This is a genomic window from Alteromonas sp. AO-Serp (assembly GCF_017849675.1).
Taxonomy (GTDB): domain Bacteria; phylum Pseudomonadota; class Gammaproteobacteria; order Enterobacterales; family Alteromonadaceae; genus Alteromonas; species Alteromonas macleodii.
Genome location: NZ_JAFLMX010000177.1, coordinates 1 through 10,329, shown reverse-complemented (window position 1 = coordinate 10,329; position 10,329 = coordinate 1). Strand labels below are relative to the sequence as shown.

Genomic DNA, 10,329 nt, shown 5'->3' with positions numbered 1-10,329 from the left:
AAATACGACAGCGTGCAGTCACAAAGTACGCAAGTTGAAGCTCAATAATTAGTGTGCTGAGACTAAGTGGGGCTAATGCGCCGACTCAATCGGTTCAAGGCCCCATTTTTTTAGTATTCGAGCATATTCGCCATTCGCTTTTAAAATCGAAAATGCATGTTTAAGTGAGCTTACTTTGTCTTGCTCAGTCTTAAGGCCAGTGGCAACAAAAAGATCGGCACCTAATGCTTCGATAACATATTCGCTCGTTGCGTCGCTAGGGTTAAAGCCTGCGTCACTGATTTCATACTTTCCTGTCTCAAAATTGGCTAATGCAAAGTCGATGCGCCCCATATACAAAAGCTTCCACAGTAGTGCTGGCTCAGCAACCAAAGCGAGGTTTTTATTTTCTTCAAAACCTTCTTGCTGCAAAAACGATGCTGAGCCATAGCCGCGTATTGAGCCTACTCGGAACTGCTTCGCGTCGTCTAAGGAATTGACGTGTGCTGCCTCTTTCTGCTTTAAGCGGATCAGCGAGGCCTGCATATGATTTACTGATGAAATCCACTCAAATTCATCTTCCCTGTTTGGTGTTTTCAATAAAGATAGAAGTACCAGATTGGGATTGTCGAGGGTTTCTTGTACTGCACGGGCCCACGGCATATGTTCCAACGAACTGCTAAATGGCAGCAGAGGTTCTAGTGCGTTTGCGAGGTCTACGTTGACGCCTTGTGCTTTTCCATCCTCATTAATCCAGTAATAGGGTGGGGTGATCTCGCTTAGAAAGTAGACATGGTTGGACGATGCGAAGGCAAATGAACTTACAATCAGCAACAAAAAAATCCAGATACTACGAAACATAACTACTGTTAAGAACCTATAATAATAACGTCAATTGGAGGTTTTAGTTAAGGTAATGCTAACGTGTAGTATACCGGTTTTATAGGCAAATAATACTGACATTTGCCTATAAAATGTTCAATTTGAGGTGGCTGATAGTCGGTACTTGCTTATTCTACCGCGGGATGTAATTGCTCGATATCAGGAAAAACTGTGAGTTTTAAATCAAGCGCTTTCCAGTAGTGGCTTTCTCGTAGCAGGTCAGCTGAGATAATAGGTTTTTCATCTAACCAGCCATCAGGGAAGGTAATGGTCAGTTCGTTCTTTTCTACATTAACAACGAGGTCAGGTACAAAACCCTCTTGGCGTTTAATATTAAGCAGTACACCCAAACGCAGTAACGCGATTAAATGCTTAACCGACTGCTCATCGAAAAGATTAAATGCGGGCAATTCATTGGTTCGAATTTTCTTTCTATGGAATCGCACGAGCGTAGCTAGCAGTAATTGTTGTTCCTGCGTAAACCCAGGCATGTCCACATTACCAAGAATATAGGCGCTGTGTTTTTGTATGCCTCGAGAGTTAATTTGCATGCCGACTTCGTGAAGTAAAGCTGCCCAGCCGAGCATGCTTTTAAAGTCACGCCCTTTAAGTTTCCATGCTTTTTCAACATCGTTGAAAAGTGAAAGGGTTGTATTGAGCACCATAGTGGCTTGGGACGTATCTACATCGTAGCGGGTTGCCAAACTACTCGCGGTTCTGCCGCGAATATCAGCGTGATGAAGCTCATCTTCCATCTGATAAAGTACGCCTTCGCGCAAGGCGGCAGGCGAGTACACCAAGCCTTCAATCTCTAGGGCTTTGAAAACGGCGATAAGAATAGCGAGGCCGCCAGCAATAACCACACGACGATCTTCACTTAAATCTGGGTAGCTTAATTTGTCTATATGCCCTGCGCTTATGAATTGCTTCATTAAATTGCGCAAACTTTTAAGTGTCACCGGAATATCGTGGCCATTGGGTCTGTCTTGCTGACAAAGTGTAAACAGCGAACGAATGGTACCAGACGTACCGATACACTGGACCCAGCCCAGTCTGCGATATTTATTATCTATTAACTCAAGCTCTTGCTGTGCAGCCGTGATAGCACGATCAAAGGCTTTTGGCTTTAGCTCACCGTCAGGGAAAAACCGTTTGGTATAGCTTACGCAGCCCATTTGAAGGCTGCGGCAAAGTAAAGGCGTAAAACCTTCGCCAATAACGAACTCAGTAGAGCCACCGCCTATATCAATAACCAGCTGTTGGCCGTCGGAGTGGTTAGTATGTGCAACGCCTGAATAAATAAGTCGCGCTTCTTCTACACCAGAAATGACTTCGATAGGGTAGGGAAGGATATCTTTTGCTGCGCTGATAAAATCGCGGGCGTTACGCGCTCTGCGCAACGTATGAGTGGCGACAATTCTCACGGAGTCGGGCTCAAAACCTTTAAGGCTCTCTGCTACTACTTTTAGCATAGCAAGCCCACGCTCCATCGCTTCATCAGACAATATATCGTCGTCGTTAAGACCTTCGGCCAAGCGAACCTTTTGTTTAACTCTATGCAGAATCTGCACAGACCCAGCAACAATGCGTGCTACTACTAAGTGAAAACTATTTGAGCCAATGTCTAGTGCTGCGACTTTATTGACTTCGCGGGTTTCCACGTCATTAAAAACTGATTCGTGCTGGGTCATGTACTAATTTTCTATCCTACAAAGTGTCTTCTAGCTTCTTCAAATAGTCATAAATTTCTATCTGAGAACGAAGTTTTTTACGATTTCCCCTGCGAACGTACTTGTTGCTCTGATCCTTGTCAATCACTCGAGCCTTCAGGGTATCTTTAAATTGTAGCTCCATTATATCAACAATGCGCTGTTGAAGACCTTTATCATACACTGGACAACCTACTTCAATGCGGTTGTCCATGTTACGGGTCATCCAGTCAGCAGAAGAGATATACACTTTTCTATCGCCGCCACCTTCAAAAATCATCACGCGAGGGTGTTCGAGAAATCTATCAACAATAGAGATAATTTCGATGTTTTCGCTTATTCCTTTTATCCCCGGATTAAGTGAGCACATACCGCGCACTATACCGCGGATCTTAACCCCCGCCTGGCTAGCCCGGTACAAATCATCAATGAGTTCTTTATCAACAAGGTTGTTAATTTTGAAAGTGATTTGTGCCTTTTGGCCTTGGTTCAAATGCTGAATTTCTTGACGAATTAACGACTGAATTTTGGTTCTGGCGTTTAATGGCGATATTTGAAGATGCTGGAACTTGTAGCGTCGGTAAGGGTATTGAATAAGATCGAATACCGCCACGCCTTCATCGGCGAGTTCTTGATTACGGGTGAATAAGCTGTAGTCGGTATAAATCTTTGCTGTTTTCTCGTTGAAGTTACCCGTACCGAAATGCGCATAGTTCACCAAACTGCCCCGTTCTTCACGGGTCACAATACAAAGTTTAGAGTGAATTTTAAGAGTAGGCACGCCAAGTACAACGCGTATACCTGCATCAGTCATGCGCTTAGACCATTCGATATTTGCCTCTTCGTCAAAACGGGCGCGAAGTTCTACCACAACGGTTACTTTTTTGCCGTTGTCTACTGCGTCAATCAACGAGTTTACAATGCGTGAATTACTGGCAACACGATAAATATTAATACGTATGGTCTTAACATTCGGGTCGAAAGCCGCCTGACGCAAAAACTCGGTGAAGTGTAGGAAGCGATGGTACGGGTAGTATAGTAGTATGTCTCGTGCAGTAATGGCATCGAAAACGGTGTTGTACTTAGAGAATGCCTTGCTGTCGATAGCAGGCAGCGGCGTATGCTCTAAATATTCTCGACCCACATTAGGGAAGCCAATAAAGTCTTTAAAGTTACGATAGTGCCCAGCAGCGTGCATGGTATCTAGCTTGGTTATCTTAAGTCGCTTGCGCAAGTCAGATTTCATGTCCTCTGGCATGTTCGTGTCGTAGATAACACGCACAGGCTCAGCGATAAGGCGCTGCTTCATACTTTCAGACATCTTTTCAACGAAGCTTTCGTCAATTTCTTCGTTGATAGAATATTCCGCATCACGCGTCATTTTAAACGAGAATGCTTCAATTTCGTCGAACTTCACGAAACCGCGGAAAATGTCTTCGATACACAGCTGAATCATGTCATCGAGCATAATAATGCTCTTCTTCTTGCGGCTTTTTTGCGGTGGGATCAGCATAAAGCGCGACATTTCAGAGGTAGGAACCTGAATAACCGCAAATTTAGGATTGCGGTCCTTTCTTCTAAGCGCCACATATAAATACACTGAAGTACCGTTCAAACGGCTAAGTAGGTCGGTCTTCTTATCTATTAAAATAGGTGCAATGTGACGCAGTGCTTTGTTAACGAAGAAGTTGCGTACCCACTGCTTTTGATAATCGTCTAAATCGTCTTTTCGAAGAATATGTATGTTGTAGCGAGCTAGGGACTTAACCACATCCTTATGAATTTGGTCGAACTTTTCAGAAAGCTGGACTACCTTTTTCTGAATAAGCGCCATAAGAGCGGTTTGGCGTTCAGCTTCCTCTTCATTGCCGTCATTTTGCGCAATGGTAATTTGTCGTTTCACGTCAGCGGCGCGCACGCGATAAAACTCATCTAGGTTATTTGAGTAAATACCAAGAAAACGAATTCGCTCCACGGCGGGATTGTTTTTATCTGCGGCTTCTTGCAATACGCGTTCGTTAAACGCAAGCCAGCTTAATTCTTTGGGATAATATAAAACGTCGTTATCCATAATGTCTCAATTCACGTTCATAAAAATGGTCAAAGACTGCCATCAGTCAGTGACACTACTGTGACAACACGTATTCTGGTGCAAGTGCGCACGCATTGCGTTGTGGTTATTCCATTAACTTTCAATATGATGAGTTCGTAATTGTGATACGCGGGATAGTGTATGGCACCACAAATACGCCCTTGTTTTTATCGCTTCGCGGTAATATCCACCACCAAATCGTTAGCCAACGACTCCAGTGAGTCTTGCAGTGCACCGTCGTCAAAATCTTCTGGCACCGCAATTTCTGCTTTTGCTTTGAAAATCAGGCTGCCCCAGTTAGGCGCGCTTTCACAGTGTGAAGCAAAGGTGAGAATATTCAAATTGAACTGGTTTAAAATAGAAGTAAGCTCTTGGACAATACCGGTTTTGTCATTGCCCATTACATCAACCGTCAATTTGGTGGTGTTGTTATTTTCACTGCTCGCTACCGCTACAGATTGCACCGACAAATCTTTAATGGCGTCTAGCGCATCGATTAAGCCCTGTTTGTTCTCATCGGCAACATGTACTTCTACAAAACCGGTGAACATTCCCGCCATATGCGCAAAGCTCGATCCTTGCCAGTTGCCCTCATGTTTGTATACACACTTAGCCAGTGTGTCTACTAAACCCGGCTTGTCTTTACCCATAATGCTTATAACCAATGATTGCATACGATGCTCCTTATTGGGCGTGTAGAGAAAAACTTTGATCGTCTTCCTGTTGGGTAATACCATAGGCGCAGAGTAGGTTGCGCGAAGGTAATGCTTTAAACTTTCACTTGCTATTAGCATAACAAAACTTACACTGCTCACCAGTGCAATTTAGGGTTATTCTTCTTAAAAATGAAGAATTTCGAAAATAAGAATTACTAAACAGCCGCATGACTTTCGACAGCAATAGCACAAACAAAAAACGCCAGCGAAGCGACAGGTGGTCACGCTATGTAGTGACCGGCTTCGGCGGCCTTGTTTTGTTGACGTTAGTTATTCTTATTACCCATCTAATCAGCCAAGCTCTGCCGTTGGCATATACCCCTAGCTTAAATCATCTGTTGAGCTTGAAAACGCCAGATAACGAAAAAATTATCAGCGCAGGCGACATTATTAACAGTCAGCCAATGCTGGTTAGGAAGTCTGACTGTCGATTGGGATTAAAGTTGCTTAAAGGCGATGCTCTGGTAAGTAATCACGATTATATCCGTCCTTGTGAGCATAGACTGTCTTCCCACAGTGTGATGGGAGAGAACTATATCGTAGACGTTTCTCCCAACGCCCAAGTGAGAGTTTTACCGGTTAGATCGTTCAATATGACCGACGGTAGCGCAGAGGATATTGCCACAAGTACGCCGCAAGCGGCGTTGTCGAACAGCATTACGTTCGCGCTTCCCAAAGATGAGTGGGAGAGACGCAGTGACTGGAGCATTGCACTGTCCTCAAAATGGGCAGTGGTTTCTATCGTTCAAGACAATAAAGTGTTTATCCGTTGGGTAAATCGGCTTCGTCCTACACAGGTGGTGGATAAACGGTTTCATAATATAGACAGACTCGTATTGTTACCCGGCAGTCAGAGCGTGTTACTCCAAGTGGATGATGCCCTTTTCCTAAATAGGCTCACGGATGAAGGTGCGTCACTACTGCCAATAGCAGGAAACATCACAGCGTCATTAGATGAGAAGATTGTATTTCCGCTTGCTAAAGACCGCACCTTTTTCCTAATGAACAGCAATACACAGACACTTACTCGTTGGGTGCTGAGCAAAAGCGATAAAGGCCTTACCTTTGAACAAACCTACCAAGTAGCGTTACCAGGAGAGAACGTTAAGGATGTGGCAGAACATGCCAGTATGAACTTAGTGGCTGTGCTGACCGACAAAGCAAGAGTGTTGTTGGTAAACCGTGTATCGGGCGATGTAGTGGCATCACAACAAATAGAGCGTTCTGCTGAGAATATCATTTGGTACGGCAATAAGCTTTATGGCTATTCAGATAGCACCTTATCAGTATGGGAAGGCAAGCACTTAAGCGGTGTTACTACATGGGCCTCTCTGTTTGAACCGCAGCATTACGAAGGGTATGAAACGGAAGAAACCGTATGGCAAACCACCAGTGCCTCTGATTTTCAAGAGGCAAAATTTAGCCTAACGCCGCTATTAATAGGCAGTATTAAAGCCTCTCTTTTAGCGCTGCTTATTGCTATTCCGGTTGCTATCGGTGCCGCAATTTACACCGCGTTTTTTGCTAAAAGCCGCCTTCGCAACGTTATTAAGCCGGCTATCGAATTGCTCGAAGCGATTCCCAGTGTACTTATTGGCTTCATCGCAGCCATTTGGTTATCGCCAAAAGCTGAGCAGTTTTTATTTTCCTTTGCCTTTTTCCTAATCGTTATCCCTTTTGTGCTTATTGTCGTTGCCCTGGTACAGCGCCCTGTTGCGGAATACTTACCAAAGAAGCTAAGACACGGAGCAGAGCTACTATTTGCTATAAGCGGAGTGTTCCTTTTAGGTTTTATTAGCGTGGAGTATGCGCCTTCGCTTATTTTCTCGATAATGGGGGTAGACGGGTTTACAATGCTTGCGGCTGAGTCCGATAGTCCCATCGGGAAAACGACTATAGTGGTAGCGTTAGCGTTAGGTGTGGCCATATCACCTAGTATCTATTCCCTTGCTGAAGATGCCATAAACGGCGTTCCAAATGATTTAAAACACGCCTCTTTTGCTTTAGGCGCCACACGACTACAGACCTTACTTCATGTTGTGCTTCACGTTGCACTACCGGGTATTGTTGCCGCGATTATGCTAGGTTTCGGCCGCGCGTTTGGTGAAACTATGATAGTCCTAATGGTGACGGGAAATACGCCAATCTCCAGCTGGGGCTTGATAGAAGGTTTGCGAGCACTTACTGCTAACTTGGCAATTGAACTTCCAGAAGCAGATGTATCATCGGCGCACTATCAAATTCTATTTTTCACCGCGTGTATTTTGTTCCTGTTTACCTTCTTGGTAAACACCATGGCAGAGCTATTGCGACAGCGTATAAGAAGTAGGGCGTACTATGGTTAATCGAACAACGTTTGGGTTAAGTGCGGTACAGCGTCAATCGCTAGTTATTAGTTTAACGGCTTTTTTCACCAGCCTGCTGCTTATTGCGCTAGTTAGCGTTCTCATACTTATTAGTTTTCGAGGTACGGCATATTTTTGGCCAGAGCCCATCTATACGGTTACCGGTACGCATCAAGACGGCACAAGGTTTTCGGTGCTTGCGAACCTATTTGATGAATCAACAAATGAGGATGTGACACTTAAGTTCTCAGATGCTCAGCATCCTTATGGCTTTCAAATCCAGTTATCTCGAGAAGAAATAGAGACTTCTCTACTTGCAAACCAAAGCGCAGAAATAAAACTGTTAGACGGCAGGCGTGTGTTGGCAATTCCTGAATACATCGTCGTGCCATCTAAACCGCCTCAACCTCTTGGTAACATTGACATTGTGCTAGAGGAAGTGGCTCAAATAAGCGCTCAAATTGAAGATTTAAATACGCAACACCTTGCACCTATTCACGAAGCGCTATCTCAATTTGATAAACGTAATGTTGTTGCCGACGCGCCAGCGAGAGAGCGTTTAGTGGCATCGTTTGACGAATACCAAAAGCGTGTGGAAGCGTTAGAAGCAACGCGAGCTGAGTATACCTTATTGGTAAGTTTTGCTGACGGAACGCCGTTTGTTATTCCCATTTCTAGTATTCAAGATGTGGATTTTGTCAGTCGTCTAAGTACATGGGAAAAGTGGCAGGTAGCGTTTTCGGAAATCGGTGTTTTTCTTACCGATTCCCCTAAACAAGCGAATACCTCAGGTGGCGTCTTCCCTGCGTTGTTTGGCACTGTACTCATGGTATTTTTAATGACCATCATCGTAACGCCCTTTGGTGTATTAGCCGCTATTTACTTGAGCGAATATGCACCTAACACGGCGCTTACCACCATTATTCGTGTCAGTGTAAGCAACATGGCAGGTGTACCTTCTATTGTTTACGGCGTATTCGGCCTTGGTTTCTTTGTTTATACCTTGGGCGGCAGTATTGATGAGCTATTGTTTAGTGACACACTGCCAGCACCCACAATGGGAAGCCCTGGCGTTTTCTGGGCTGCCTTAACCATGGCAATTTTGACCTTACCTGTAGTGATTGTGGCGACTGAAGAAGGCTTGCGCAGGGTGCCGGAAGGATTGAAAGCGGGTAGTTACGCATTAGGAGCTACCAAAATTGAGACTATAGTGCGCACCGTATTGCCTATTGCGTCTCCGGGTATTATGACTGGCGTAATTCTGGCGATTGCGAGGGCGGCAGGTGAAGTAGCGCCACTTATGTTAGTGGGTGCGGTCAAGTTTGCGCCAACCTTGCCCATAGATGGAGAGTTTCCTTATCTCCACCTTGATAGGCAGTTTATGCATTTGGGCGTGCTTATTTATGACGGAGCGTTTCACAGCCAAACTGATGGAAAGAGCGCAAGCATGATGTTTGCCGCTTGCTTGCTTTTACTCGTGGTGGTGTTTGTATTAAATATTCTGGCAGTTGTACTTAGAGCGCGCCTGCGCAAACGCTATCTCAAAGGATAATACAGGTTTTGTAACATGTTGAAGTTGTTTGAACACAATACGCTGAACGTTAACGACATTGGTGAAGAACAAACCGCGGTAGAGGTTAAAAACCTCAACCTGTGGTTTGGCAATAAGCATGTGTTAAATGACATCAGCATGCGGATCCCAAAAAACAAAATCACAGCGTTAATTGGTCAAAGTGGTTGCGGTAAATCTACACTCATTAGCTGTTTCAATCGCCTTAACGATTTGTATGACGGTTGCAAATACGATGGTGAAATTATTATTGATGGGCAAAACATCAATAGCCGCAAAGTAAATGTGTCACGCCTAAGAACGAACGTGGGCATGGTTTTTCAGCGACCCAACCCCTTTCCTATGAGCATTTATGAGAACGTGTGCTACGGACTTAAGCTTCAAGGCGTTAAAATTCGTCGACACTTAGACGACGCGGTGGAAAGCGCACTGAAACAGGCGGCGCTGTGGGACGAGGTTAAAGATCGTTTATTTGAATCCGCGCATGTCTTATCTGGCGGTCAGCAACAGCGTCTGGTGATTGCAAGAGCACTGGCGTTGAAGCCCGACATTCTTCTTCTTGATGAACCAACCTCAGCCCTTGACCCTCTGACCACGCTTTTTATCGAAGAACTGATGGATGCATTAAAGAAACAATGCACCATTATTATCGTGACGCACAACATGCAACAAGCGGCTAGGGTAAGCGACTACACCGCCTTTTTCCATCAGGGCAGGCTGATAGAATATGCAGACAGCGATACGCTGTTTACTATGCCAGATAAGAAGCAAACCGAAGACTATATAACGGGGCGATATGGGTAACGTAGCAGTAAGTGTTTGTTCTAACATGGGTTTGCGCCACAATGCTGAAGTTTGGCAAGACGTAGCGGTTTGTCACGATAGTTCTGCCACAGGTAGCGGCACGATTGATTGTCGTTATTCGTTATGCTTACGCTTCGAGGAGAAAACACCATGCGACAGGTAGCCTTAAACACGCATATTTCGGGTACGTTCAATATTGAGTTGGAAAACTTGCGTAACTCGGTATTAACCA

Annotated in this window: 7 protein-coding genes; 3 read left to right on the top strand and 4 right to left on the bottom strand. The window is 44.7% G+C overall.

The features are described 5' to 3' along the window. Positions 1–72: 72 nt before the first annotated feature. The 4 genes from QVA83_RS12560 to QVA83_RS12545 form a co-directional block, all read right to left on the bottom strand. Complete coding sequence (locus QVA83_RS12560) at positions 73–840, bottom strand: transporter substrate-binding domain-containing protein (protein ID WP_069943794.1); 768 nt, start codon at positions 838–840, stop codon at positions 73–75. 149 nt (positions 841–989) lie between these two features. Beyond that, positions 990–2,552: an exopolyphosphatase gene (gene ppx / locus QVA83_RS12555; RefSeq protein ID WP_287498510.1), complete on the bottom strand. Its 1,563-nt coding sequence runs from the start codon at positions 2,550–2,552 to the stop codon at positions 990–992. Between the two features lie 16 nt (positions 2,553–2,568). Beyond that, positions 2,569–4,641: a polyphosphate kinase 1 gene (gene ppk1, locus QVA83_RS12550; protein ID WP_014948398.1), complete on the bottom strand. Its 2,073-nt coding sequence runs from the start codon at positions 4,639–4,641 to the stop codon at positions 2,569–2,571. A 188-nt stretch (positions 4,642–4,829) separates the two neighbouring features. After that, positions 4,830–5,336, bottom strand: a complete 507-nt coding sequence (locus QVA83_RS12545) for a glycine cleavage system transcriptional repressor (protein WP_014948399.1) — start codon at positions 5,334–5,336, stop codon at positions 4,830–4,832. A gap of 209 nt (positions 5,337–5,545) precedes the next feature. On the opposite strand from QVA83_RS12545, the gene QVA83_RS12540 reads away from it, so the two are divergent. The 3 genes from QVA83_RS12540 to pstB are packed head-to-tail and all read left to right on the top strand — an operon-like array spanning position 5,546 to position 10,097. After that, positions 5,546–7,723: an ABC transporter permease subunit gene (locus tag QVA83_RS12540; RefSeq protein ID WP_061484792.1), complete on the top strand. Its 2,178-nt coding sequence runs from the start codon at positions 5,546–5,548 to the stop codon at positions 7,721–7,723. Further along, positions 7,716–9,275 carry a phosphate ABC transporter permease PstA gene (pstA, locus tag QVA83_RS12535; protein WP_156077942.1) on the top strand — a complete coding sequence of 520 codons (1,560 nt, stop codon included), beginning with the start codon at positions 7,716–7,718 and terminating at the stop codon, positions 9,273–9,275. Before QVA83_RS12540 ends, pstA begins: the two co-directional genes overlap by 8 nt. Before the next feature lie 15 nt (positions 9,276–9,290). Continuing rightward, positions 9,291–10,097, top strand: coding sequence for a phosphate ABC transporter ATP-binding protein PstB (gene pstB / locus QVA83_RS12530; RefSeq protein WP_039230783.1), 807 nt, complete (start codon positions 9,291–9,293; stop codon positions 10,095–10,097). Positions 10,098–10,329 lie beyond the last annotated feature (232 nt).

What these genes read in the sequence shown, in the direction of transcription:
- QVA83_RS12545 (WP_014948399.1), bottom strand. Translation starts at nt 5,336, where the DNA reads ATGCAATCATTGGTTATAAGCATTATGGGTAAAGACAAGCCGGGTTTA.
- QVA83_RS12540 (WP_061484792.1), top strand. Translation starts at nt 5,546, where the DNA reads ATGACTTTCGACAGCAATAGCACAAACAAAAAACGCCAGCGAAGCGAC.
- pstA (WP_156077942.1), top strand. Translation starts at nt 7,716, where the DNA reads ATGGTTAATCGAACAACGTTTGGGTTAAGTGCGGTACAGCGTCAATCG.
- ppk1 (WP_014948398.1), bottom strand. Translation starts at nt 4,641, where the DNA reads ATGGATAACGACGTTTTATATTATCCCAAAGAATTAAGCTGGCTTGCG.
- pstB (WP_039230783.1), top strand. Translation starts at nt 9,291, where the DNA reads ATGTTGAAGTTGTTTGAACACAATACGCTGAACGTTAACGACATTGGT.
- QVA83_RS12560 (WP_069943794.1), bottom strand. Translation starts at nt 840, where the DNA reads ATGTTTCGTAGTATCTGGATTTTTTTGTTGCTGATTGTAAGTTCATTT.
- ppx (WP_287498510.1), bottom strand. Translation starts at nt 2,552, where the DNA reads ATGACCCAGCACGAATCAGTTTTTAATGACGTGGAAACCCGCGAAGTC.